At 34.0% G+C, this 25,318-nt stretch carries 30 protein-coding genes; 11 read left to right on the plus strand and 19 right to left on the minus strand.

Annotated elements, in window-relative coordinates:
• Nucleotides 1–53: 53 nt before the first annotated feature.
• Nucleotides 54–290 (minus strand): hypothetical protein, encoded by a 237-nt coding sequence (locus AC27VX_RS02945; RefSeq protein WP_236857104.1) that lies wholly within the window; start codon nt 288–290, stop codon nt 54–56.
• 248 nt (nt 291–538) lie between these two features.
• On the opposite strand from AC27VX_RS02945, the gene AC27VX_RS02950 reads away from it, so the two are divergent.
• Nucleotides 539–706, plus strand: a complete 168-nt coding sequence (locus AC27VX_RS02950) for a bacteriocin-like protein (protein WP_236857105.1) — start codon at nt 539–541, stop codon at nt 704–706.
• A 44-nt stretch (nt 707–750) separates the two neighbouring features.
• Here the strand turns inward: AC27VX_RS02950 and AC27VX_RS02955 are convergent, their stop codons facing one another.
• The 8 genes from AC27VX_RS02955 to AC27VX_RS02990 form a co-directional block, all read right to left on the minus strand.
• A complete protein-coding gene (locus AC27VX_RS02955; protein WP_488693758.1) occupies nt 751–1,485 on the minus strand; it encodes a hypothetical protein in 735 nt (244 codons plus the stop codon).
• 95 nt (nt 1,486–1,580) lie between these two features.
• Nucleotides 1,581–3,182 (minus strand): GEVED domain-containing protein, encoded by a 1,602-nt coding sequence (locus tag AC27VX_RS02960; protein WP_488693760.1) that lies wholly within the window; start codon nt 3,180–3,182, stop codon nt 1,581–1,583.
• A gap of 382 nt (nt 3,183–3,564) precedes the next feature.
• Entirely contained in the window at nt 3,565–3,741 is a 177-nt protein-coding gene (locus AC27VX_RS02965) for a hypothetical protein (protein WP_488693762.1), read from the minus strand.
• 203 nt (nt 3,742–3,944) lie between these two features.
• Nucleotides 3,945–4,511, minus strand: a complete 567-nt coding sequence (locus tag AC27VX_RS02970) for a cysteine hydrolase family protein (protein ID WP_488693764.1) — start codon at nt 4,509–4,511, stop codon at nt 3,945–3,947.
• Between the two features lie 82 nt (nt 4,512–4,593).
• Nucleotides 4,594–5,058: a hypothetical protein gene (locus AC27VX_RS02975; protein ID WP_488693766.1), complete on the minus strand. Its 465-nt coding sequence runs from the start codon at nt 5,056–5,058 to the stop codon at nt 4,594–4,596.
• Between the two features lie 62 nt (nt 5,059–5,120).
• Nucleotides 5,121–5,591, minus strand: a complete 471-nt coding sequence (locus AC27VX_RS02980; RefSeq protein WP_488693768.1) for a YciI family protein — start codon at nt 5,589–5,591, stop codon at nt 5,121–5,123.
• A gap of 126 nt (nt 5,592–5,717) precedes the next feature.
• Complete coding sequence (pncB, locus tag AC27VX_RS02985; RefSeq protein WP_236857108.1) at nt 5,718–6,896, minus strand: nicotinate phosphoribosyltransferase; 1,179 nt, start codon at nt 6,894–6,896, stop codon at nt 5,718–5,720.
• Between the two features lie 95 nt (nt 6,897–6,991).
• Entirely contained in the window at nt 6,992–7,468 is a 477-nt protein-coding gene (locus tag AC27VX_RS02990) for a Dps family protein (RefSeq protein ID WP_236857109.1), read from the minus strand.
• Between the two features lie 199 nt (nt 7,469–7,667).
• Between AC27VX_RS02990 and AC27VX_RS02995 the strand changes: the two genes are divergently transcribed.
• From AC27VX_RS02995 to AC27VX_RS03040, 10 genes are all read left to right on the plus strand, one after another.
• Nucleotides 7,668–9,257: a DUF8728 domain-containing protein gene (locus AC27VX_RS02995; protein WP_488693771.1), complete on the plus strand. Its 1,590-nt coding sequence runs from the start codon at nt 7,668–7,670 to the stop codon at nt 9,255–9,257.
• Nucleotides 9,258–9,650: 393 nt separating this feature from the next.
• The gene (gene rpsL, locus AC27VX_RS03000) at nt 9,651–10,064 is read left to right on the plus strand and encodes a 30S ribosomal protein S12 (protein ID WP_002983146.1); all 414 of its coding nucleotides are present in this window, start codon (nt 9,651–9,653) and stop codon (nt 10,062–10,064) included.
• A gap of 23 nt (nt 10,065–10,087) precedes the next feature.
• The gene (gene rpsG / locus AC27VX_RS03005; RefSeq protein ID WP_034684795.1) at nt 10,088–10,564 is read left to right on the plus strand and encodes a 30S ribosomal protein S7; all 477 of its coding nucleotides are present in this window, start codon (nt 10,088–10,090) and stop codon (nt 10,562–10,564) included.
• A 6-nt stretch (nt 10,565–10,570) separates the two neighbouring features.
• Complete coding sequence (gene fusA, locus AC27VX_RS03010; RefSeq protein WP_236857111.1) at nt 10,571–12,688, plus strand: elongation factor G; 2,118 nt, start codon at nt 10,571–10,573, stop codon at nt 12,686–12,688.
• A gap of 16 nt (nt 12,689–12,704) precedes the next feature.
• Nucleotides 12,705–13,010 (plus strand): 30S ribosomal protein S10, encoded by a 306-nt coding sequence (gene rpsJ / locus AC27VX_RS03015; RefSeq protein ID WP_002661363.1) that lies wholly within the window; start codon nt 12,705–12,707, stop codon nt 13,008–13,010.
• A gap of 158 nt (nt 13,011–13,168) precedes the next feature.
• A complete protein-coding gene (locus AC27VX_RS03020; RefSeq protein ID WP_300686068.1) occupies nt 13,169–13,996 on the plus strand; it encodes a GLPGLI family protein in 828 nt (275 codons plus the stop codon).
• 239 nt (nt 13,997–14,235) lie between these two features.
• Nucleotides 14,236–16,407 carry a TonB-dependent siderophore receptor gene (locus AC27VX_RS03025; RefSeq protein ID WP_488693779.1) on the plus strand — a complete coding sequence of 724 codons (2,172 nt, stop codon included), beginning with the start codon at nt 14,236–14,238 and terminating at the stop codon, nt 16,405–16,407.
• 19 nt (nt 16,408–16,426) lie between these two features.
• Complete coding sequence (locus AC27VX_RS03030; RefSeq protein WP_236857113.1) at nt 16,427–17,044, plus strand: hypothetical protein; 618 nt, start codon at nt 16,427–16,429, stop codon at nt 17,042–17,044.
• Nucleotides 17,045–17,124: 80 nt separating this feature from the next.
• Complete coding sequence (locus tag AC27VX_RS03035) at nt 17,125–18,321, plus strand: PepSY-associated TM helix domain-containing protein (protein WP_488693781.1); 1,197 nt, start codon at nt 17,125–17,127, stop codon at nt 18,319–18,321.
• Between the two features lie 100 nt (nt 18,322–18,421).
• Nucleotides 18,422–18,916 (plus strand): low affinity iron permease family protein, encoded by a 495-nt coding sequence (locus AC27VX_RS03040; RefSeq protein ID WP_488693783.1) that lies wholly within the window; start codon nt 18,422–18,424, stop codon nt 18,914–18,916.
• Nucleotides 18,917–18,931: 15 nt separating this feature from the next.
• On the opposite strand, the gene AC27VX_RS03045 is transcribed toward AC27VX_RS03040, so the two are convergent.
• The 10 genes from AC27VX_RS03045 to AC27VX_RS03090 all read right to left on the minus strand — a co-directional run bounded on the left by AC27VX_RS03045 (nt 18,932) and on the right by AC27VX_RS03090 (nt 25,315).
• A complete protein-coding gene (locus AC27VX_RS03045; RefSeq protein WP_236857116.1) occupies nt 18,932–19,324 on the minus strand; it encodes a hypothetical protein in 393 nt (130 codons plus the stop codon).
• Between the two features lie 259 nt (nt 19,325–19,583).
• A complete protein-coding gene (locus tag AC27VX_RS03050) occupies nt 19,584–20,084 on the minus strand; it encodes a DUF6843 domain-containing protein (RefSeq protein ID WP_236857117.1) in 501 nt (166 codons plus the stop codon).
• An 18-nt stretch (nt 20,085–20,102) separates the two neighbouring features.
• A complete protein-coding gene (locus AC27VX_RS03055; RefSeq protein WP_236857118.1) occupies nt 20,103–21,092 on the minus strand; it encodes a hypothetical protein in 990 nt (329 codons plus the stop codon).
• 188 nt (nt 21,093–21,280) lie between these two features.
• On the minus strand, nt 21,281–21,628 hold the full coding sequence (locus tag AC27VX_RS03060; protein ID WP_300686077.1) for a hypothetical protein: 348 nt from the start codon (nt 21,626–21,628) through the stop codon (nt 21,281–21,283).
• 64 nt (nt 21,629–21,692) lie between these two features.
• Nucleotides 21,693–21,902, minus strand: a complete 210-nt coding sequence (locus AC27VX_RS03065) for a hypothetical protein (RefSeq protein ID WP_236857120.1) — start codon at nt 21,900–21,902, stop codon at nt 21,693–21,695.
• Nucleotides 21,903–21,904: 2 nt separating this feature from the next.
• Nucleotides 21,905–22,861, minus strand: a complete 957-nt coding sequence (locus AC27VX_RS03070) for a hypothetical protein (protein ID WP_236857121.1) — start codon at nt 22,859–22,861, stop codon at nt 21,905–21,907.
• A 242-nt stretch (nt 22,862–23,103) separates the two neighbouring features.
• Nucleotides 23,104–23,526 (minus strand): hypothetical protein, encoded by a 423-nt coding sequence (locus tag AC27VX_RS03075; RefSeq protein ID WP_488693786.1) that lies wholly within the window; start codon nt 23,524–23,526, stop codon nt 23,104–23,106.
• 164 nt (nt 23,527–23,690) lie between these two features.
• Nucleotides 23,691–24,116, minus strand: a complete 426-nt coding sequence (locus tag AC27VX_RS03080) for a hypothetical protein (protein WP_488693790.1) — start codon at nt 24,114–24,116, stop codon at nt 23,691–23,693.
• Nucleotides 24,117–24,281: 165 nt separating this feature from the next.
• The gene (locus AC27VX_RS03085) at nt 24,282–24,707 is read right to left on the minus strand and encodes a hypothetical protein (protein WP_488693793.1); all 426 of its coding nucleotides are present in this window, start codon (nt 24,705–24,707) and stop codon (nt 24,282–24,284) included.
• Nucleotides 24,708–24,871: 164 nt separating this feature from the next.
• Nucleotides 24,872–25,315: a hypothetical protein gene (locus tag AC27VX_RS03090; RefSeq protein WP_488693795.1), complete on the minus strand. Its 444-nt coding sequence runs from the start codon at nt 25,313–25,315 to the stop codon at nt 24,872–24,874.
• Between the last annotated feature and the right edge of the window lie 3 nt (nt 25,316–25,318).

Consider the following 25,318-nt stretch of genomic DNA (forward strand, 5'->3'; position numbering starts at 1 on the left):
CAGATAATAAAAAAGTGAGCAGAGAAGCTCACTTTATTTATTGTTTATTCAGATTATGGGGTGATTATAATCGGATCAGGAAAAGGTTCGAGAACCAGTGGTTTGCACATGGCTGCCGGTTGGCAGCTTCCCCCCATGCATATAAAATTAGTCATCGTGGTTGTGCCGTCAGGACATCTGATCATGGCTTCACCATGACATCCGCCAGGGCATTGTGCCGGATACAATGTTCCTCCGAATACATTTTTCAATTCAGCTCTTGAAAGTTTTTCATTGTTGTTTTTTTTCATAGTATTAATTTTAATTGATAGTGCGGTAACTTACTTATAATGAATTATGTAAGTTTTGTTTCATTGTACTAAGATAGTTAAAAATATTTCTTTAATTAAAGAAATGATGTTAAAATTTTACTTGTAAATATTTGAAATGTAGAATTTTGTGAGAATAAGTTGTATATTTAATTCCATGTAAAGAGAAATAAATAAAGAGGAATCCGAAAATCTAAAAGAGTAGGAAATTAATACTAAACAAAATAACTATGAAAAATTTAAAAAATTTGAACAGAAAAGAGTTGAAAAGCGTTTTAGGAGGAGCTGCGGCGGCTTGTGAAGCTCCAATAGACGGAGGTTGTAAGGCAAATTATATATTCTGCAGCAATCCTTATTGCTGTTATCCGCCAAATAGACCATTTATCTGTTTAGATTAATCAGAAATAAATAACAGGCTGTTTTTAAAGCAGCCTGTTTGTTTTTATTTATTACTCTTTTTAAATAAAACGACTTTAATTTTGTTGTTTCTTATATCAAGCATAGCCGGTTTTGGATGCTGAATATAAATTCTTTGATGGGTTTCTGATTCCTTATTAATGATTGGATCATAAGAAAACAGGTCCGGATCAATTTTCTGAACGGTATGAAACTTATTTTTGTTCAATTCTGAAATGGTCGTTTTTGTTTTTCCATTGTTGGCCAGAATTGAATACAACTTTTTATTATACACAAAACTTGACATTATTAAGACTCCACTGGAATCTGCTAATTTTCTGACCCCTTTTGAGGTGTGAGCTTCATACTCTCGTGTGATGATGCCAGGATTATAAGGATGGATTTTAGTAGTTTCTTCCATTATCTCAGGATTTTTAATCTCTAAAACATAGGAATTTCCAAAACCATGTGACATTGACGCGGAAACATAATAAGTGCCGTCAATTTTATTTACAGAAACAGGACATGTAGCTGTGGTATAGTGAATCTTTCCTGATTTTTTATTTTTAAAATAAACAGTACCGCCCCATTCTCCGGAACAGCTGTACCACACATCATAAATTTTATCTTTATAGAGCAGAGCCGTGTGATGAATATCTTTTAAACTACTTAATTCATCAATAATGTTCTTATCTGTTTCTATCGTTTCAATCTCAAATATATTTTGATTATGACAGCTTACAGCTAGCAGTAAAATAAAAAATAGCTGAATTGTTTTCATGAAATGACTTAATCTATTTTAAACTTAGATACTCATATAGAAAAAGCGGTAGTAAAAACTACCGCTTAATAACTATTATTAAAAAATTTTATTGATTATTTTTTAACTGCTTTTAAAGTTTTTACTGTTCCATCTTCCATTTGAAGGCTGATCAGATAAAGACCAGAATTCAGGTCAGAAAGATTTAGCTCATTGCTGGCTTTAAGAGTTTTCAGCTGTCTTCCGGAAACATCACTGATAACAATTGATTTTACTCCTTTAGTATCAGAAATTTTCAGAATGTCTTTAAACGGATTAGGATAAACAGAGATATCTGCTTTTTTATTCATGTTTACATCAGAAGTTCCTAATACAGTTCCTACATTAATCGTGTAGTCTTCTGCCTGTCCCTGGCTGATATCACTGCATGGATCTGATAATTCTGTTCTTACAGAAGTTGTAGAACTGTTAAAATTATACTTAATTCTCATTCTTGTATTCCCTAAAGCAGCCGTAGCCGGTACTGTAATATTTTTATTAACAGTTAAAGGAGTACCTGTTCCTCCTGCAAAATCAGAAGTTACAAAATAAGACTCTCCCGGATCGGCAAAACTTCCGTTTTGATTCCAGTCTATAAATACTGTAAACCCAAATCTGTTTGTAGTTCCCACTGAAGTTGCTGTTAACGCAATAGGATAAGAAGTCCCTCTGGTAACATTCGCTATTTTGTTGGTGTAATTTTCCTGGCCATCCATAGGGTTTGTTGTTACAGTGGCACTCGATGCGTTGGTCATATCACTGAAAACAACATTGGAAATAGGATAAGTACCCAACCTGGCAAGAAGTGGTCCACAATAAGGTGTAATTGGATTAGCTCCTGTAGTGAATGATATTTCCTGACATCCTGTAGCATCTCCCAAAGCGTTGGTAGGCGTGGCCGTTACATAAAGAGTTGTATTTGGAGGTAGTGGGGCAGAGGCTGTAGGGGTGTAGGAAGTATCATAGGTACTTCCTGAGAAGATATTTGAACCTCCTGAAGTAGTCCCAATTTTTACTTTATAAGCTTCAGCTCCGGCTGTAGGTGCCCAGGTAATCTGCTGGCGTACGGAAACTCCGGTTGCTCCGCTTACAGGGCTGCTTATTGTAGTACAGGCAGGCGTTGCAGTAACTTCCTGTTTGATTTTAACATTGTCTATAAAGCTAAAAAAATCATATGTACCACCTGTTGTACCCAATGTTTGAATTCTCAGCATAAAGTTTCCGTTGACATTGGCGCTTTCAGGGATTGTACCTGTAAACGGAGCACATGTTTGTGCCGCACTCGTTAACGTGATAGGAGAGCCTACTGTGGTATAGTTGACTCCTCCATCGGTTGAATAAGCTACAGTAATAGTACCTCCAATAGAACTGCTTGCATCATATGGCTGTGTTGTGTACGCAAAAGAAATATCAATTTTTTTACCGTTAGCAGTTATGCTCGCCGGCTTTGTATAGATTAAATTGACTGTCCTGGTTGCTGTACTTAAACCATATACTTCAGCACCGATGAATGTATTTCCATCACAGGTACTTCCAATATAGGTTGCGGCAGTACCGGTATAACCACCGCTTATTACAAAGCCAGGGCTGGTTGCGTTTTCAAAGCTTTCAGTCACTAAAATCTGGGCACTGCTCATAGTGGCGAGTGCCATTGAACTCAAGAATAGTATTTTCTTCATAGGGTAAAGTTTTATTTTACCGAATATAATAATATTCTCCATATTAACCAAATTAATAGTGAAATTTACATTTGATAATCAATTATTTATCTATTGTGTCTTTGTTTTAGGTAATTTTAATTGTTTTTATTCTTTTTATTAAATATTCTTTTTTATTACTTGAACAAGTAGGGTATTGTATGAATGGAAGACTTCCTATGAAATCTATGGATGATCATTTTTTATTTTGTTAGTTTCAATGCTGTATCTTTTGATGAAGTTCCGGGTTTGCCATTGTCTCCTTTTGTGTGTGCCACACAGGCAGTTATTGAAATGGCTATTGGCGTACAGGCAGCGACCAAGTTTTATGAAGAAGAAAGGATGTTTGATGTCATGGAATGGTTCAAGAACCACTGGTTTGCAAATGGCTGCCGGTTGGCATCTTCCCCCATACATATAAAGTCATCGTGGTTGAGCCGTCAGGACATCTGATCATGCCTTCACCATGGTATCCTGCTGGATATAAATACCCGCCGAATACATCTTTCAGTTCAGTTCTCGAAGGTTTTGATACGTGCATTTTTTTTCATGGAATTAATTTTTTTGATAGTTTTAATTTGTATAAATCTGAAAATGAGATACTAATATAGTTAAAAATAAATCACAATAGTGTTGTATAGTGATTTGTTTTTTTAGTGATGAGAATGAATATTCCATGGTGCCCTTACTATAATGTTTAAAACAGTGTTATAACATCTCCTTTTCCCTGTACTATTTAATTTGTTATAATTCATTTAATAATTTTTCGGCATTCCATACAATAGCAAATTCATCATTTAAATTAGCAAGAGTGGTCAGGTGTATTAATTCTGAATCATACTTTTCTCCATGTATTCCAATTCTGTCGAATGTTGCAGTTGCATCTGAAATTAAGTAGGTTTCATAACCATAATTTCCTGCCATTCTTGTTGTAGTTGAAACGCAGTGATTCGTAGTGATTCCAATGATAACCAATGTAGTTATATTTTGATGGTCAAGTTGTTCCTTTAAATTCGTTCCTATAAAAGCACTATTTACATTTTTTGTAATGACAGGCTCATTGTTTTTGGGTATTACATAATCATTGAATTCAAAGCCGGTATTGGTTTCATGTAGTTTCGAGTTAGGATTTAATGAGCGGTGTCGGATGTGGAATATGGGTAAATTTAATTCTCTCCATTTTTCTAATAATTTTCCACTGATTTGTTCTGCGGTTTTGTTATTCCTGTTTCCTCCCCAATAGTCTTCATCAAGAAATCCTTTTTGAATATCTATTAGCAGTAAGGCGGGGTTTTTGTCTTTTATTCTCATATTTGTGTTTTTATCGGTTAGAATACTATATCAGTATTAAAGTATAAATGTAATTATTTTTATATATCCGTTTTGTTTTTATTTAGCTTCCCAGATACATGTAGTATACCATACCGTCTTTTTTTTGTTCTGAGGGATCTTGTGGAATGAGACCTTCAAAAAAAATGTGATCACCAAGATCTTTGTTATTGACCTGATTTTCTAACTGGTACAGCAGATCCAAAGCGATGAAGTTTTTGCCATTAGCGGCTTTCAGCTTCGCACGAAGTTTCACCTCAAAAAAGCCGTGATCGCTATTGTCTTTGTGAAAAACTTCATCCTCATTTCCAATTAGTGTTTCGTTGCCCTCAATCTCTTCTTTTCCTTTTATCCATGCTTCATAGCAAATGTCTATTTCAGGGAAGCTAATAACAACTTCATAAGGTTCCCAGTTTGCTTTTTCATTTAAAATACAGCTTTGGTAATCTGTAATTTCCTGATTGAAATCTTCAATGTTTTGGTAGTTTTTACGCTGAAAAGCCCAAATTACGTTTGATAGTAGACTCATTTATTTTTTTTAAGTTGGATTCAATTCTTCAAAATTTGCAGAACATTTTTTACTATAGATCTTTATGGATTTTCTTTTGATATTTCCTCATGATGTTTTAGGTATAAAGGCAATGCAGCCGATCCATACCAAGGGAAGATCTCATAGCTGAAAACTCCGGCCTGAACTGCGGGATCTGTTTTTACCCATTGCTCAGCTTCCTCTTTAGATTTTGTATTGAAAATAAACATTCCCCGATAGTTTTCCTTATTTTTTCCCAGAAAAGGACCTGCCACTACTATTTTTCCATCATTGGCCAATTTACCAATGTTTTCCATGTGCCCTTTCATTAAAGTACTCATTTGAGCTTTGTCTTCAATTTTTGCAGAACCGGTCGTAAGCATTACAATGGTGTAAGCTTTCATGCCATATTGGTCTGCACCAAGAGAAGTGGCTAGCTCTTGGTTGAATTTGGGCTTATCGGTCTTTTTCTCCTGTGCCAAGGAGACTGTTGAGATGAGGAGGGATGTGATAAATAATGTTCTCGATATCACATTGTTTTGTTTTGATAAATATAATAAAACCCAATAAATTTCTGAGACCTGAATTTCAAATGATGATAGGATAAAAAAAACCTCGATGGTTACGAGGTTATATCTAATGTTCTTAATGAGGTTATATTAATCTTTTATTCTTAAAAATTCTTTAGCCAGTTCAATCATTTTAGGATCACCGGTATATTTACCATGCTCATCAGAAAGTTTTACGGTAGGAATCCATTCCTTATTGGGAGCCTGTACCCCAATCAGTTTCATGACAATGTTCATTGGCTTTAAGCCTACATCGTTGGTAAGGTTGGTTCCTATTCCAAAAGAGATCCCTATTTTTCCACGGCAGTAGTTTGTAATTTCTTCTACCTTTTCAAGATTAAGTGCATCTGAGAAAATAATATATTTAAACATAGGATTAATGCCGTTCTTTTGATAATGTGCGATAGTTTTATCGGCAAATTCCAGTGGGTCACCACTGTCATGACGTACGCCATCAAAAAGTTTAGCAAATTTTTTGTCAAATTGCTGAAAGAAGACATCTGTAGTATAGGTATCGGAAAGCGCAACTCCCAAGTCTCCTCTGTATACATCCACCCAATGTTCCAGAGCCAGTTCATTGGCCATTTTGAATCCATATTCTGCGGCATGGAACATAAACCATTCGTGGGCATGTGTTCCGATAGGTTTTACACCATATTTCATAGCAAAATGAACATTTGAGCTTCCGATAAATGTAGATTCTTTTTTCTGATTTAAAGCTTCCATTACCAGATTTTGTACCTTATAAGAATGTCTTCTTCTGGTTCCAAATTCTGCAAAGGTCACTCCAAGTCTGCCTAATGCATCAGCTTTTTCAATTGTCTTGCTCATTACCACTTCATTAGAATCTCTTTCCATATGATTCATTTCGTAGTGCAGTTCACTGATAAGTGCCAATAAGGGAACTTCCCAAAGAATAGTTCTATACCAAAGTCCTTCCACGCTTACAGAAAGGTCACCTCCTTCCTGATGAATCTTTACTTCTGACGGATCATAGTGATATCCTTCAAGAAAATCAAGATAAGGAAGGTCAATATAAGGACAGGTTCTTGCCATAAACTTTTTCTCATCTTTGGTAAGTTTAAGTTCAGCCATTTTATTTACAGCTTCCCTTAGAGCATTATCAAAACCATCAGGAAACTGGTGTTTCCCTCTATTGATAAATTCATATTTTACAATTGAACTGGGGAATAGTTTTACCACCGCATTTTGCATGGTTATTTTATAGAAATCATTATCCAGAATGGAGTTCAGTCTTACATCGTTCATAATATGTGTAATTTTAACGCAAATATAAAAATAAAAAATAAAAATCGTCTAAATGTAAGACGATTTTTTTGAAATATTTCAATGCTCTTGTGGAGTTATTTTCCCAGATAGGAATTGTACATCCAAACTTCCTTCTCTTGCTCGGTAATATAGTCGCTCATTTGTGAGTTGGTACCCTCATCTCCTGCTTCATCTGTAATATCTAAAAGTTCTCTTTGAAGATCAAGAACCACTTTGAATGAATTCAGGATCTGTTCAACACTTTTAGTGCCGTCAGTAACTTCTTTACTTTCCTTAATGGTTGCTACTTTCAAATAATCAGAGTAGTTATGGGCAGGAGTAGCTCCCAGAGTAAGGATTCTTTCTGCAATTTCATCAATCTTTAGAACCAGGCTGTTGTATAATTCTTCAAACTTCGGATGAAGCGTGAAAAACTGATCACCTTTAATGTTCCAGTGGGAACCTCTGGTATTCTGATAAAACACAGAATAATTGGCTAAAAGTACATTTAATTTGTCTGAAATCTTTTTACAGTCGGCCTCTTTTAAACCGATAATGCTAGCGTTTTTCATATGTATATATTTATTTTTTTAGGGTCATTAATACGTACCGTTTTGCAGGATTGTCTGCTGAAATTTAAAACGTCCACTTCATAAACCGTATTTGTATATCCGAAAGTTACGAAATATTGTGCCGAACTGCTTTCAATGTTGATAGATGATAACTATGGAAAAATTTTTTAAAATAGTTTGGAAGTCTTAATATTGCAAAATGATGAAAAGTTTTTTGATTACAGCTGCTGTATTTTTCGGGATATGTTTTCTATATATTCTGTTTATGCTGTCCAGTACCGGTAATTATTTTACCTATATATTAGATGATGCATACATCCATATGGCTATTGCCAGGAACTTTGCATTTCATGGAGTATGGGGAGTTACAAAGTATATTTTTTCATCGTCTTCATCATCTCCGGTTTTTACCTGTATTATAAGCCTTTTATTTTTTGTTTTTGGAAACCATACTTTAATACCGTTAATTTTCAATATTGTAGTTTCCTGCTTGCTTATTGCTGTTCTCGTTAAATATTTTTCTTTTTTTTTACTACATAGTAAACAGGTTATTGTGGCATGTCTCTTTACTCTTTTTCTATCGGTGTTGCATGTGCAGATTGTATCAGGAATGGAACATGTCTTACAGGTATTTGTGATTGCTGTTAATATTTATTGTTTTCAAAAATGGATTGGAAATGGTTTTAAAACGAGTCTCTACACCTATATTTTTTATTGTACTATTCTGCTGCTGGGGTTAGTGAGATTTGAAAGTATGTTCTATTTCGTATCACTTGCCTTTGTTTTTTTTCTGATCAGAAACTTTAAAAATGCTATGCTGGTACTTGTTATCGGTTTTGCTCCGATTCTTGTTTTTGGATACTTTAATGTTCATAGCAGCGGTTATTTTTTTCCTAATTCAGTAGTTGTAAAAGGAACTTTGATCGATTTCTCAGGAAATGTTTTAGCGCAGATTGCTGATATCGTTTTAAAAAAACTGATCCTTAATATAACCTTCTACAAGATTGGATTTTTTCCATTACTGATAGGAATGATATTGATTTATAGGGATTATAAAAGTAAAATAGATTTTAGATCCATAGTATCTGCTAATTTTCTTTTCATTGCTTTTAGTTTTACATTGATCATGCACTGTCTGTTCGGTGAAATGAAAAGTATTTTTAGGTATGAAGCTTATCTACTGGTCGCTTTTTGCATGACTCTCATTCCTAAGTTGTTGGTTTTCTTAGAAAAACCTTGGTCAGCTTTTAAAGCAGAAGCGGGAATAGGAGTTTTTATTATGGCTAATACTATAATATTGGTTTATAAGTTTGGATATGCTCATAATCTTATTACTAATGGAAGTGCTAATATCTATGAACAGCAAATCCAGTCAGCGAGGTTTTTACATAAATACTATAATACATCCAAGGTTGTTGCTAATGATATTGGAGCAATTACTTACTTTTCCGATATTCATTTGTTGGATATTGTAGGGTTGGGATCTATGGAAATGGTAGACTTTAAAATCAGGAAAAAAGTTTTCGATGATGAGGTTGAAAAATTTCTTTCTGAGTATACCCGCGATAATAAATATGAACTTGCAGTCGCATACGAAGAATGGCTGGAGGGGCATGCTCCAAAAAGCTGGAAAAAAATTGCGGCTTTAGAGATAAGCGGAGATAATGGCGTGCTGGGATTTAAGCGCGTAGTTATTTATTCTATAAACCCGGAAACCCGGGATGTATTGATTGATAATGTCAAAAAATTTGATTGGAATAAAAAGGTAAAAGTGACCATCATTAGATAGACACTGCTAATGTGCTTTTCTTCCATCTTGAAATGCATATTATTTTTTGTTGGATAATTATTAAAAAATACATAATGATTTGTTAATAGAAGTTGATTCCCTGTTTTTATAGTTTTGAATTCGGAATCAGAAATTATTGGACTATGAAAAAACTTTTTGCATGTCGTTTTATCAATGCTGGTTTTTTCATTAGCTGATAATGATTATGATAAGAATGCCTTTAAATAATTTTTTTAAAACAGGCCTCTATAGTGGAAATAATCCAAAATCACAACCTTTTTTTAATGGTAATGAAAACAAATGAAAATGTTTTCAAAAGAAATAAAATCTCATAACTGCTTGTCAATTAAAAAAATATTATTATTTTTGCACCCTAAAATAAAAAGCAATTAAATGCCTACTATTCAACAATTAGTAAGAAAAGGAAGAGCCACGCTTGCCAAGAAGAGCAAATCGGCTGCCCTTGATTCTTGTCCACAAAGACGTGGTGTATGTACGAGAGTATATACTACTACACCGAAGAAACCTAACTCTGCACTTAGAAAAGTTGCAAGGGTAAGACTTTCTAACGGTAAAGAAGTTAACGCCTACATCCCGGGCGAAGGACATAATCTTCAAGAGCACTCGATAGTATTGGTAAGAGGCGGAAGGGTGAAAGACCTACCGGGAGTACGTTACCACATCGTAAGAGGTGCTTTAGACACTGCAGGTGTAAACGGAAGAACACAGAGAAGATCTAAGTATGGAGCTAAGAGACCTAAGCCAGGTCAGGCAGCTGCAGCACCAGCAAAAGGAAAGAAAAAATAATCATTAAATAAGGTACAGAAGCAATGAGAAAGACAAAAGCGAAAAAAAGACCGTTGTTACCAGATCCGAAGTTTAATGATCAATTGGTAACTAGATTCGTAAACAACTTAATGCTAGACGGTAAAAAGTCTATCGCATTCAAAATTTTCTATGATGCATTAGAGATCGTAGAAAACAAAAAAGGAGAAACTGAGAAAACAGCCCTTGAAATCTGGAAAGATGCACTTACTAACGTAATGCCTCACGTAGAAGTACGTTCTAGAAGAGTAGGTGGAGCTAACTTCCAGATTCCTATGCCAATCAGAGCGGATAGAAAAATTTCTATGGCAATGAAATGGTTAATCAAATATTCTAAAGCTAGAAATGATAAGTCTATGGCTTTGAAATTAGCTAATGAAGTTGTAGCTGCTTCAAGAGAAGAAGGTGCTGCTTACAAGAAAAAGAGTGATACTCACAAAATGGCGGAAGCTAACAAAGCGTTTTCACACTTTAAATTCTAATCTGAAATGGGAAGAGATCTTAAATTTACAAGAAATATTGGTATTGCCGCTCACATTGATGCTGGTAAGACTACTACTACAGAAAGGATTTTATTCTATACAGGTGTTAACCACAAAATTGGTGAAGTTCACGATGGTGCTTCTACAATGGACTGGATGGAGCAGGAAGCAGAAAGAGGTATTACCATTACTTCTGCAGCCACTACTTGTTCTTGGAATTTCCCAACTGATCAAGGAAAACCTCTTGCTGATACTAAGCCTTACCACTTCAACATCATTGATACACCGGGACACGTTGACTTCACTGTAGAAGTAAACAGATCTTTAAGAGTATTGGATGGATTGGTATTCTTATTCTCTGCAGTAGATGGAGTAGAGCCTCAGTCTGAAACAAACTGGAGACTTGCTGACAACTACAAAGTTGCAAGAATGGGATTCGTAAACAAAATGGACAGACAAGGTGCTGACTTCCTTAACGTTGTAAAACAAGTTAAAGAAATGTTAGGATCTAATGCAGTTCCAATCGTTTTACCAATCGGTGCTGAAGAAGATTTCAAAGGTGTAGTTGACTTAATTAAAAACAGAGCTATCATCTGGGATGAAGCAGGACAAGGAGCTACTTTCGAAGTAGTGCCAATTCCTGAAGATATGAAAGATGAAGTTCTTGAATATAGAGAGAAACTAGTAGAAGCTGTTGCTGACTACGATGATACTTTGATGGAGAAATTCTTCGAAGATCCAGATTCTATCTCTGAAGAAGAAATCAACGAAGCTCTTAGAAAAGCTACTATTGATTTATCTATTATCCCAATGACTTGTGGTTCTTCATTCAAAAATAAAGGAGTACAGTTTATGTTGGATGCAGTATGTAAATACTTGCCTTCTCCATTGGATAAAGATGATATCAAAGGTACTGATCCAAGAACAGACGCTGAAATTACAAGAAAACCAGACGTAAACGAGCCATTCTCGGCTTTAGCATTTAAGATTGCTACTGACCCATTCGTGGGAAGATTAGCATTCTTCAGAGCATACTCTGGAAGATTAGATGCAGGTTCTTATATCTTGAACACTCGTTCAGGTGATAAAGAAAGAATCTCAAGAATTTACCAAATGCACGCTAACAAGCAAAACCCTGTAGAATATATTGAAGCAGGAGATATTGGTGCAGCGGTAGGTTTCAAATCTATCAAAACTGGTGATACTATGTGTGACGAGAAAAACCCAATCGTTCTTGAATCGATGGTTTTCCCTGATCCGGTAATTGGTATCGCTGTTGAGCCTAAAACTAAAGCTGACCAGGATAAAATGGGTAACGCTTTAGCTAAATTGGCTGAAGAAGATCCTACGTTTACAGTTAGAACTGATGAAGCTTCTGGACAAACGATTATCTCTGGTATGGGTGAGCTTCACTTAGATATCATTGTTGACCGTATGAGAAGAGAGTTCAAAGTTGAAGTAAACCAAGGACAACCTCAGGTAGAATACAAAGAAAATCTTACAAAAGTTGCTCAGCACAGAGAAGTTTACAAAAAACAATCTGGTGGTAAGGGTAAATTTGCTGACATTGTATTTGAACTAGGACCTGCTGACGAAGGTAAAATTGGTTTAGAATTCATCAATGAGATCAAAGGTGGTAACGTTCCTAGAGAATTTGTTCCTGCAATTGAAAAAGGCTTTAAAGCTGCAATGAAGAACGGTCCTTTGGCTGGTTTCGAAGTTGAAGGTATTAAAGTTGTTCTTAAAGACGGATCTTTCCACGCAGTGGATTCTGATGCTCTTTCTTTTGAAATGGCTGCTAAATTAGGATTTAAAGAAGCGGGACGTGCTGCTAAGCCAGTAATTATGGAGCCTATTATGAAACTGGAAGTTGTAACTCCGGAAGAATATATGGGTAACATCATTGGTGACCTTAACAAGAGAAGAGGTACGATCAGTGGTCAGGAAGAGAAAAACGGTGCTGTTGTAATCAAAGGTTCTGTTCCACTTTCTGAAATGTTTGGATATGTAACAACTCTAAGAACACTTTCATCAGGAAGAGCTACTTCTTCTATGGAATTAGAGAAGTACCAAGCTACTCCACAAAACGTTGCTGAAGAAATCATAGCTAAAGCAAAAGGTTAATTTTTAAATTAGAAAAATGTCACAAAGAATCAGAATAAAACTAAAATCTTACGATTATAACTTGGTAGACAAGTCTGCTGAGAAAATCGTAAAAACGGTAAAGGCTACTGGTGCTGTTGTAAACGGTCCAATTCCATTGCCAACGAATAAGAGAATCTTCACTGTGTTGAGATCTCCTCACGTTAACAAAAAAGCAAGAGAGCAGTTCCAACTTTCAGCTCACAAGAGACTAATGGATATCTACTCTTCTTCTTCTAAAACTGTTGATGCTCTAATGAAGTTAGAGTTACCAAGCGGTGTTGACGTTGAAATTAAAGTGTGATAACTTGCATACTTTGCAATGATTATAGAATCCGTCCCTTCCAAGGGACGGATTTTTTTATATAGCTTCATGATGTGTATTATACATATTAATGCCAAAATAACACTATTGTGTATTGCAAGGTTCTATTATTTATGTATATTTGTTGAAAAATTACTATGAAAAAATTCATCTTTTTATTATTAACTGTATTTGGATTGGGTATTCAGGGGCAGACCTATCGGTTTATCTATGAACTGCAATATAAAAGTGACTCTACCAATGATCACATGGATAAAATAAACCTTGTTTTGGATGTGAATCCTAAAGAGGTAAAATTCTATGAGTATGACTACCTTAAAGCAGACTCTATCAACCGTGTCAATGGAAACTATGAATATGTGTATGGTGGTAGATTTGAGTCAGTAAAACGAGCAAGAAATTCATTCAAAAACCAGATTTATGAATTGATAGGGGAAGATATGTACAGCTATCCTGCAGAAGATAAAATGATCTGGAAACTTAGTAACGAAACGAAAAACTTTGGAGGATATTCTCTGCAAAAGGCAACTACTCATTTTGGCGGCAGAGACTGGACGGCCTGGTTTACCAAAGATATCAACATTTCTGAAGGACCCTATAAATTCTGCGGTTTGCCCGGAATGATATTCCAGCTGGAAGACTCTAAATCAAACTTTATCTTTACTTTGATTAAAAGTAAGAATCTTAAGGAGACCTATGACACCGTAGGATTTATTGAGACCTTTTTTGGAAGAAAACCTTTAGAAATTTCTGAAAAAGTAAGAACGAAGAAAAGATTGGAAATGTATAATGATCCATTGATAGAAATGAGAAAAAGTTTTAAAGAAAACTCAGGAGGACAGATGATTGTCATGGGAACAAAAATAACAAATATCGAACAGTTTAAAGACCTTACTCAAAGAATTCAGGAGTATTTTAAAAAGAATAACAATCCGATAGATCTTGACAAAGCGGTCAGATACTAAAAACTTATCTTAAGAGAGCAGCTAAATTTAGGCTGCTCTTCTTAATTTATGGTCTTTAATCCATAATTTATATATGGTAAGTTAATCATAATGATAAAGTTATAATCTATAGATATTGCCAACATACTGCCGGATGTGTTTATAATCTGATATTGATAGTTCTATCTTGGGTGACATATGTCACCTTATTTCGTTTATTTAGAATGAATAAAAACAATAATTTTGCAAAAAATTATCAGATGAACAAAGTAGTATCCTTTTCTCTGCTGTTATTAGGTGGGGTTCTTGCAAACGCACAGAAAACAAACGATTCAATTAAGCATAAAAAAATTGAAGAAGTAGAATTATTCGGTGAAAGAAAGAAACAACCGGAAGGCCTTGAAGCAATTACAAGACTACCTTTGAAACCCAGAGATCAGATCCAGAGTATTTCAGTAATTTCTTACAAAGTAATCGAGGATTTGGGTGGATTAACGATCACTGATGTTGCTAAAAATGTTCCCGGAGTTACTCAGTTTGGAAGTTATGGAGGGATCAGAGAAAGTATGTCTATCAGAGGATACAGAGGAGTTCCTGTTTTGAAGAATGGAGTACAGATGGACTCGGATTTCCGTACAGGAGCCATGCTTACTGATATGCAGGGAGTAGAAAGCATTCAGGTAATTAAAGGTTCCGCTGCGGTCACTCAGGGAATTGGAGATGGACTAGGTTCCGCTGGGGGAGTTATTAATGTGGTCACTAAGGTTCCTAAATTTATTGACCAGACGAATGTAGGCTTCAGATATGGGAGTTGGGATTTTTACAGACCAACGGTTGATTTCCAAAGAGTGCTTGATACACAGGGTAAAATTGCTGTTAGATTAAATGCGGCTTATCAAAATAATAATAGTTTCAGAAGATTTGTCAATACAGACCGTATTTATGTAAATCCATCCATCGCAATTCGTCCGGATGATAAAACTGAAATTGTTGTGGAGATGGATTATATGCATAACAATACCACTCCGGATAGAGGAACTGTAAACCTTGCAAAAGGAGATACTGAAGCTATTTATAAAATGCCAGGAAGAAAATTTCTTGGTTTTTCAACAGACAATGCGAAAATTGAAACATTCAACTTCTCAACAACAGTTACAAGAAAACTTACCGAAAAATTAAAGTTAAGAACGGCCTTTATGAGTTCGTCTTACCAATCAGAAATTGTTGGGGCAGCTTTGGCCCCTCTGGATAAAAATAACCCAAATGAATTTCGTAAAAGAACCTTAACCAGATCTGATAGAGAAGATTTAAATAAAGTATTTCAGTTTGACTTAATGGGGGCCGATGTGAAAACCGGTTTTATGAAGCATACATTCCAGGTAGGATTTGACTGGAAGGAATCTGATGTTACCACTACTTCATATGCTGCAAGTAAAGGAAGTGATGTGATCAATGTTCTGAATGAAGTTAGTAATGCTCTTCCTGAAGGAATGAATATTGACTTATCAACAGCCAAATCTGTCAATACCGTTGCCCCTACTATGGGATTAATGGCGCAGGATGTCATCACGTTTAACAAATATATAAAAGCACATTTAGGATTACGTTACAGTAGACTGATTGGGTCAGATAAAGAAAAAGATTTTGCATGGAATCCTTCATTAGGAATTATGATTTCTCCTATCGAAAACATGAATATCTTTGGTTCTTATACCAGTACTACTGCTTTAAGAAGTTCTAATAATCCGTTGTCAGGAGGCGGAACAGTAGGTGCATCTACCACTAAACAATGGGAGGCAGGGATCAAATCTGACTGGCTTAATGAGAGATTGAGATTTAATGTTACTTTCTTTAATATTAATACCGATAATCTGTCCTATGAGGTTATAGGAAATAATGGTCAGGGATTGGGAGTATATGCTTTGGCAGGTGAGCTTAAAAGAAAAGGAATGGAAGTCGAGTTAATTGGTAAAATCCTTCCAAACCTTCAGGTAATGACCGGATGGGCTTATGTAGATGCACAGTATAAAGACAGTCCTTCATTTGTAAGTGGATCAGCACCCATCAATACTCCAAAACATTCTGCAAATGCATGGTTGAATTATAAATTTAATACAGGAGCTTTAACAGGGTTTGATATCGGAGCAGGTATTTATTATGTAGGAAACAGACCAGTTGATGATTACAAGCTTGATGTTATAATTGATAATGGGCACGTAAACGGTACGCAGCCTGGTGAGAAACCTTTCAATATGCCGGATTACACTACTGTGGACGCTCAGGTAGGATATACATTCAAAAATGGAGTGGGATTAAGAGGATTCTTCAATAACATCTTCAATGCTGTTGGGTATAATTCTTACTTCAGAGGAGGTTATATCGATCAGATCCAGCCAAGAAACTTTGCCGTTCAGGTGAATTATAAATTCTAACCAACAAAATTCATTCATTATGAAAAGTATAAAAGGATTATTCTTAGTATTTGCGATAGGAGCCATTTTTGCTTCATGTTCCGGAGACAAAAAGAAAGGAGTAGATTACAGCCAGTTCAAAACAGAGGTACAGCTTACTCCTGATCAGACAAAAAGCTTTGATGAGATTACCAAAAAATACCAGGATCTTCAGGACCAGAACTTCCAGGCAGCAAAAGCGCAGGGTGGTAATATGGACCGTGTGGCACTGGGGATCAAAAATGAAGAACTGAGAGCACAGCAGTCTATCGAAATGGCGAAAGTACTTGATGCACCACAAATGGAACAGTTCAACAAATTTGTTGATGAAAATTCCAGAAAAAGACCGAGATATGACAATGCATTACTGGAGAGAATAAAAGCAGAAGCTCAGCTTTCAGAAGATGAATTCAAAGTAGTAAACGCTGCCAATGACGCTTTTGAAAAAGCATTTAATGATGCTCACGATGTATACCACGGAAATAATGATTTAGCTAAAGAATACTGGGAGAAATTTGATGCCCAGAGAAAAGCAGCTATCCAAAAAGCATTGACTCCAGAGCATTATAAAAAGTTCGAAGAAATCGTGAAAAATGTTCAGTTCAAAGGGCGAAAATAACTTTAAACATTCATATTAATTTTAATTTAAAGAACATTAAGATCGTAAAAAGGTCTTAATGTTTTTGCTATATACCCCACATGAAAAAATTGTTTAAAAGCCTTTACAGAAAAAGAAGAAAAAATGAAACCATCCTGAAATATATGATGTGGATCATTCATCTTTGGCTGGGACTTTTATCAAGTATCGTCGTGTTTGTAATGTGCCTTACCGGATGTCTTTATGCGTTTAAAAATCAAATTACCGATTTTACCAACAGAGACAAGGCGTACATTGCTTCATCATCAGCTAAAGTAAAAAGCCCTGATCTGATTCAGGCTGAATTATTAAAGCAGAACAGAGAGCTTACTTCTTTACTCATCCCTGTAGATAAAGCAAGAAGCTATGTATTGGGCTACCGGGAAAATCAGTTGGATAAAAGTACTTATTATAACCAATACACGGGAGAAATTCTCGGACAGCCTGAGGTTGGATCAGGCAGGTTTTTTGAAGTGGTACTTGATCTTCACAGAAATCTTATGATGGGAAATGCAGGTCGCCAGGTTGTAGGAGCATCCGTACTGATGTTCTGTATGCTGATGGTTTCAGGTTTTATTCTCTGGCTTCCTAAAAAACTGAAGTTTTTGAAACAGGGATTAACCGTAATGTGGAAGGCAAAATTTCAACGGATAAATCATGATCTTCATAATACCCTTGGTTTTTATACCTTTCTGATACTCTTCTTTATTGCTGTTACCGGTTTGTATGTGACCTATCCGTGGGTAAAGAACATTCTTATTGTCAGCTTGGGGGGATCTTCAATAGATCATATTTCAAAAGAAAATGAAATTGGCGATGATGCTTTCGGAGGGTTGATGGAAGATATGCTTCAGAAGCAGGACGAAAAGAAAAATCTTAAGAACTCAGCCTCAGCCTCCATTGATGAGATTTTGCAACTTGCAGATTATCATTTACCGTATTCTGCAGTTACCAGTATTCAATTGCCTAATAAAGACAATCCAAGATACGTTGTTATTAAAACTAACACCCAGAATCTTTTGGGAATGATGATTCCGGATGAAGTTACTTTTGATAAAACCGGAGTTTTTAAAACCAAAGAATTATTTACTGATAAAGCGCTCAATAAACAGTTTTCTGCTTTGGCCAAACCGTTGCACACCGGAGAAATTATGGGGCTTCCAAGTATTATTCTCTACTTTTTTGTATCTCTTATCGGTTGTTCTTTACCGGTTACCGGTTTTTTGATCTGGTGGCACCGGTTCAGAAAAATAAAGTAAGACGAAAGAGACCCTGCTCTAAAGTATTTAGATCGCTCATATTCATATTCTGTTCCCGATTTATGATTTATTTTTATACATTTATTTAAAAATAAAATCTATGGATCATAAGGGTAATACTTTTTTTGAAAAATTTTCAAACTGGGCAGTGAAATTTACCGGGAGTGCATATGCTTTTGTAGGAGCTTTTCTTATCGTTGTGGTATGGGCCGTTTCAGGTCCTTTTTTTGACTATTCTGAAACCTGGCAATTAGTTATCAATACCGGAACGACAATCATTACCTTTTTGATGGTATTCCTTATTCAAAAAGCTCAGAATAAAGATTCAAAAGCGATTCAAATAAAATTGAATGAATTGATTGCAGCCAACGAAAAAGCCAGTAACCGAATTGTAGATATTGAAGATTTGACGGAAAAAGAACTCGATCAACTTCATTGTTATTATGAGAAGCTTTCGGATTTTGCAGAAGAGGATGGAGACATTCATACATCCCACTCAATTGATGCAGCAAAACGAAATCAGGATTATAAGCACGAGTTTTTTAAAAAGAAACATGAGGAGTGGCTTCATAAAAATAATAACCCCTCGCAATAGCGGGGGGGTGTGCTACTACAATATTTTAACTATATAAGATCGTCTTAAATACTGACCTATTGAAAAAGCAAATATTGCAACCAAAAATATCCATTGATTATAATTTATCAGCCAATAAACAAATGGCAAACTAATAAGCAACCACTCAAAAATTAATTTATAATTTGTGTATTGTGACTTTTTGTCAAAACTAAAGAATAGAACATCTAATAAAGCAATTAGCATCGAAAACCCTAACCAAAAGGAAAGGTAGTAAACAATTAAACTTCCAAAAGTATTATAGAGCGCATCCTTTAAAGTTGCATTACCCGGAACTAGCTCAGAAATAAATAGCCATCCAAACATAAAGATATACACAGTTAAGATATTGACCCAGTTTGTGAATACAACTTTTAATACTTTTTTCATAATTATTTTTGTTTTTGAGTTGGTTGAGAGATGAATCGTTTATTCCAATCTTCTATACCATAAGTTGTCTTTTCATTCTCTAACTCCTGTAAAATTACCTTTCTAAAATATATTGCGACTTTCTCGTCGAAAAAAAGGATTTCAAGATATTCTCCATAGAAAATATTGCTTGACAAAGGAAAAAGTCTTCTTGTAATTTTACAAGGTAGTTTTCTCTATCTGTAAGCATAAGTGATAAGTTCGGATAAGTGTAAAAAATTTAAAACTCAGTTCCTGTGAGTTGTTTAATGGCTTTTAAAAAATCATTATTATATTGAATGGAGAAATATTTATCTAAAGACTTTTTATCAGTTACATAGAATTCCTGAAATTCTAAGTTTTGGTGATTATTACTATTCCCATATGTTCCAACAGTACCATCTCTGTATATCCCTATTTCTTTTATGTTTTTATGATTGTCAAAAAGTATATTAATAGGGGTTCTCTTACCTAAAGAATCAACAAAATAATATTCATGTTTTATAAAGCCATATTTAGGTTTAGCTTTTACTAAAAGTATCCCGTTTTCAGGGACTTTATATACTTTTTTATTGCCTTCATAAATAATTTCCTGTCCTTTTAATTGATTAAAAATTATATTAACTTTTCCTCTATAGGCATGAGGTATTAAGTATATTTCAGGTTCAGGTTTTTGCTCTGTACATGAATTTATTATTAACATACATACAATTAATAATAATAGGGATTTTATATTTTTCATAAAAAAATTAAATTGTTATTACCAACGTCTACCTGCTCCTCTTCCGCCAAATGACCCTCCTTTTTCTGATTTATCCTTATCATCAGCATCTAGTGGAGTGCTTTGCATCATTGTATTCCATTCTTGTATACTAAATATAGTTTTACCCATTTTTATACCAGTGAATACTCCATTTTTATCAATATTGACACTAAAATTAGCAGTCATCATAGATCTGTCATTATCTTCTCCGGGTAAACTTGTATAAGGGTTACCATCATATGGACTTACGCCAATAAACAAGGCATTTCCTTTAGTGTCTTGGATAAATGTTTCAGCCGCTGGAAATCGATCTCCGAATTGTTGTGCCATAATATCCAAAGTCCCAGTTTTAGTATTCTCCGTTAATGAAAATTTAGTTTTAACATTTATATTGGGGGAGAGCGGTATCAGTGGATTATGTCCTGCCATTGTTGAAGTCCATGATATTGTGTTACTACCATCTTTATTAACCTTATAGATAAAATCAGAAACGCTTCCTTTATCGTCTGAAGCTGTTTTTGTTCCAAATATAGGATGATGTGATGGATCTGATTTTGTCACTAGATTTGTATATTTATGAGTGGATGGATCCATAATATAACTTTGACTTAATCTAGAAGTAGCGCTTAATGAAGTCGTATATCCTCTGTTTTCTCCATCTCCGTCAAAGCCCATTCCAAAAGTTTTAAATGGAGCAAATGCTCTTATGTAAATAGGATATGGCCAGCTATCATCTGTAATAGCCTGTGAGGTATACCTTCCTGATTTCTGATCGAGATAAGTACGCGTCTGATCAATGTTCAAAGTCATCATAAAACTTTTTTCAATCTCTCTGGTCTCAGGATGATTGATATTGCCGGTTCTTGCCAGGCTTTCCTGAAGTTTTTTATACAAAAGTTCTGTACCTACGTTGGAATGAGGGGCTGTTGGCCGTTGCATTTGCTTGTGGGGGGTATTGCTTTTTTCCACAGGGCTTATTGATTTCATGTTTTATTAGTTTTTCAGGTTCAAAATTCGCCTTTTTTCGTGAGAATTCCTTGTTTTTGAAGGGATGATTCCTGTAGATGCAGCAAAGAGTTTTTCAAAAAGCTACCCACGCTTTAGGACAGCTTTTTATTTTGTTTCTGCAATAAAAAATACGCTCAAATGAACTAAGAGCTTTCGAACTTTTTAGATCAGTCTTTCTTAGTTGAAACCTTTTTATAACAATTCTCTCCAGAATGATAACCAAAGCAAAGGGTAATATTTTTATCTTTTTTCTCAAAAAAAGTAGTATAAGTCATATCGACATCATTAATGTCTTCTGGAAAAGTAACTAAGTCTTTGTCTAAATTTAAATAAAAATCATCAAATTCTATTGTGTTACCTTCTAATTTGTATTTAGAATTGTAATTCAATAATCTCTTCTTGTTTTTATCATAAATCCTTCTATTATAAGTACCGTCTTTATTAATTGTCAGGGTATCAAATGAATTTCTGTACGATATAGGCGAATATTTTCCATATATATCTTCACTACTCATATTTTGGCAAGAAAATAAAAGTAATAGTAAAACTAAAATCAAAGAAGTATTATGTTTGATTTTCCTAAAAAGAGGTTCTATCATTATAGCTGAAGGCCCAAATTAGGAGAATGACAGAAATAATTATAATACCCCATGAAAGGTTCCTTATTTCTTTTTTTTTCTCTCTACAAAAATCCTTAAATGATAATTTCTTATCATTGAAAAAAGCGTAAAGGATAATAGCTGATAGAATATCAACAGTATATCCGGCAAATACATCAAAAAATTCCATTTTTATTTTTTTTCACTAATTGTATAATCTTTGTCCCTAGTAAATATTTCTTTACTTTTCAATAAAGGTAACATCTTTTTATTATATTGTTCAAATAATTCTTCTGTTCTTCTATCAATTTGCCCTTGTAATGTTTTATTTTTATCATTAACTAATATTGGGCTTAGCAGGCCGCCTAATCCTCCAAATCTTCCAAAATTAACGACTTTATTTAAAACTTGTTTTGCTAAAAAACTAGAAATAAGATAACCATTTTTCTTTATTAATTTAGCCGCTTTTTGATCAAGTTCCATTTCTCCTGCCTTAATAAATTTATATGAATAATATTTATTTATTAAATTTTGCTTTGTCAACTCAATGAAATAGGGTGCCAAATCTATGTTTACATTATATTCAACTCCTTTTAGGTTAATAATTAATTCTTCTTGAGTAAATTGGCTATAAACAAAATCAGTTGCATGGCCTTTTAAAAAATAGTTTCTGTCAGATTCAACGGCAATTTTTTGAGAAGTAGTCAAATTAGGTGGAGTAATCATTATATTGCGTCCCAAATTCCTTATTACTGCTTCTTCTCTGGTCAACATTGGGATATTCCAAAATATAAATGCATCACGGGAACTTGCAAACCATCCAACTTCACCAGTTAAAAGATTCAAAAACCATCCTGATGCAGCATTTGGGTAAACATTTTCCTTATTTTTGGAATTATTAAGACCTTCTGAAACACTAGTGCCAGGTTGCATATCGTTATAATGGCGCATCTGATCAATACTTAATGTTCTTATATAGTCTTTTTCAATCTCTATTGTCTCAGGATGATTAATATTGCCGGTTCTTGACAGGCTTTCTTGAAGTTTTTTATATAGTAATTCTGAACCTAAGTTCGAATGATGAGTCGTTGGTCGTTGCACTTGCAGGTGAGGCTTATTGCTTTTTTCTACAGGGTTTAGTGATTTCATGTTAATAGTTTTAAGATTCAAAATTCGCCTTTTTTTTGGTGAATTCCTTGTTTTTGAAGGGGTGTTTCCTGTAATTGCAATAAGAAGTTTTTTCCAAAGTTTAGGACAGTCTTTTACTGTATTTGTAAATGTATTGATATTTTTGAAATATCAGAAACTTCCGAATTGAGTAATTATTTTATCTGTTCAATGGTAGAGACCTTGAACAGCAAAAAGGCGTCGCAAACTTTAGATGAAGATCATTATTCTATTTTTTTGAATATGTAATTATATACGTTAAATTCAATTTCTAAAACATCTTTACTATCTTCAGGTTTTTCCCAATAAGCAGTCGAAGCACCAATGTCAGGTTTTGAGAATACCATATCCGACTCATTGTGATCACTAAACAATAAAAAATTATAACATGTAATGGTTTTCTCGTCTGCTTCAATGGTTCCGTTCGATTCATATAATACCTGTTTTTTATCTTTAGAATAAACTTTATTGTTAAATGTAAAGTCTGAATTAACTTTTAGTAACGAAGCCTCTCCTGAAGGAAATGTATATAAATATGTACCGGGCAAGTATTTTTTTGCATCTTTTTTACTATAATAGTCACAGCTGAATAAACTGATTGAAAAAATTATTATTAATACAAACTTTACAAGCTTATTCTTTATCATATTAAATTATTATGTTTTTAATTGAATAAATTAGACACTTGTCTTGAGATAGCAGCCTTATGTATCTTAGTTGTCAGATTATAATGACTTGTATTGTTCTTTATCTGTTCAGTCGTAGAGACTTTGAACAGCAAAAAGGCGTCGCAAATTTTATATTAAGACCATTATTCTATTTTTTTGAATATGAAATTATATGCGTTATATACAATTTCTAAAACATCTTTATCATTTTTTGGTTTTTCCCAATACCCGTTTGGTGAATCACCCACAAGAGGTTTTGAAAATATCATCTCCGATTCATTGTGATCAGTAAACAACAAAAAATTATTAAATGTAATGTGTCTCCCATCTACTTCAATGGTTCCATTCGTTTCATATAACACCTGTTTTTTATCTTTAGAATAAACTCTATTGTTAAATGTAAAGTCTGAATTAACTTTTAGTATTGAAGCCTCTCCTGATGGAAATGTATATAAGTATTTACCGGGTAAGTATTTTTTTGCGTCTTTTTCACTGTAATAGTTACAGCTGAATAAACCGATAGAAAAGAGTATTATTAATACAAACTTTACAAGTTTATTATTTATCATCTTAAATTATTATGCTTTTAATTGAATAAATTAGACACTTGTCTTGAGATAGCAGCCTTATGTATCCTGGTCGTCAGATGATAAAGGACTTGTATTGTTCTTTATATGTTCAATGGTAGAGACTTTGAACAGCAAAAAGACGTCGTAAACTTTATATTAAGATCATTATTCTATTTTTTTGAATATGTAATTGTATGAGTTAATTTCAATTGTTGAAACATCTTTATCATCTTTGGGTTTTTCCCAATAACTATTCGTTAAAAGACCAACATCAGGTTTTGAGAATACCATTTCTGATTCATTGTGATCAAAAAACAACAAGAAATAATAAAATGTAATGTGTCTGCCCTCTACCTCCATTGTACCATTCGTTTTGTATAGTAGATATTTTTTATCTTTAGAATAAACTTTATTGTTAAATGTAAAGTCTTGATTAACTACGAGTATCGATGTTTCTCCTGATGGAAATTGATATAAATAGGTACCGGGTAAGTATTTTTTTGCATCTTTTTCACTATAAAAGTTACAGCTGAATAAACACAGAGAAAATAGTATTATTAATACAAACTTTACAAACGTATTATTTTTCATATTATTTATTAAGTTATTAGTTGAATAAATTAGACACTTGTCTTGAAATCGTAGCGTTATGTATCCTGGTCGTCAGATTATAAAGGACTTGTATTGTTCTTTATCTGTTCAATGGTAGAGACTTTTAACAGCAAAAAGGCTTCGCAAACTTTATATGAAGATCATTATTTTATTTTTTCAAATATATAATTATATACATTATATTCAATTGTAATAGCATCTTCATTGTCTTTGGGTTTTTCCCAATAACCAGTAGAAACACCCACAACAGGTTTTGAGAATGTCATCTCGGATTCATTGTGATCACTAAACAACAAAAAATTATTACATGTAATGGTTTTGCCGTCTACTTCAATGGTTCCATTTGTCTCATATAACACCTGTTTTTTATCTTTAGAATAAATTTTATTGCTAAATGTAAAGTCTGAATTAACTATAAGTATCGAAGCCTCTCCTGATGGAAATGTATATAAGTATTTACCGGGTAAGTATTTTTTTGCATCTTTTTCACTATAATAGTTACAGCTGAATAAGCAGAGAGAAAAAAGCAGTATTAATACAAACTTTACAAACGTATTATTTTTCATATTATTTATTAAATTAATCATGTT

The sequence above is a fragment of the Chryseobacterium sp. 14P4.3.2 genome (assembly GCF_057799275.1).